Raw genomic sequence first — 581 nt, 5'->3', positions numbered from 1 at the left:
GTTTCTAAAGTGGATTGCATCTCTGGCGAGATACCATCTGTATGCCAAAAAGTGGCATTGTAGTTATTCCAGTTATTGGTCTTCAAAGCGTAACGTAGACTATTCAGAACTTGATATGTTGCCTCGAGCTCCGGATCAATACTTAATAACTGATCTACGACGTCTTTAGCACAGAGCATGTGTGAAAAACTAGTCCATTTATGATAGTTAGTATAGTCAACATCTTCTGCTGGCTGTAATAATAACTTCCAGTAACGTTTTAAAGCTCGGTATTCGTGAGAGGAGGCGGACATGCCTTTCATAATACGGATTCTGGTCTTCGTAAATGCCCGATTGAGGGCATTTATAATATGAAATCGATCAATGAGGACAATCGCATTGGGAAAAACAGTACCGACCAATTTAGGGTAAGTATAGTTCATATCGGTAACGATAATCTTGACTCTTTGTCGTGCGTCTTCGGTGTAATGTCTAAAATGACGCTGCAGCTTGAAAATTGATCGGAATGGCAGTAAGTCGATAAATTCGTGTGTGTCGGCATCCATCATTTCAAAACTCATGGTCTCATCAGCGTTGTTAGT

1 protein-coding gene is annotated in these 581 nt (G+C 40.3%); it reads right to left on the bottom strand.

Features of this window, described 5'->3' with window-relative positions; translation table 11 throughout:
- Nucleotides 1-581, bottom strand: a 581-nt coding sequence (locus tag HC026_RS12395; RefSeq protein ID WP_168926207.1) for a transposase, incomplete at both ends; no start/stop codon positions are given.

It is taken from the genome of Secundilactobacillus angelensis, from assembly GCF_012641075.1.
GTDB classification, from domain to species: Bacteria; Bacillota; Bacilli; order Lactobacillales; family Lactobacillaceae; genus Secundilactobacillus; species Secundilactobacillus angelensis.
This window is presented reverse-complemented; position numbering and strand designations above follow the sequence as displayed.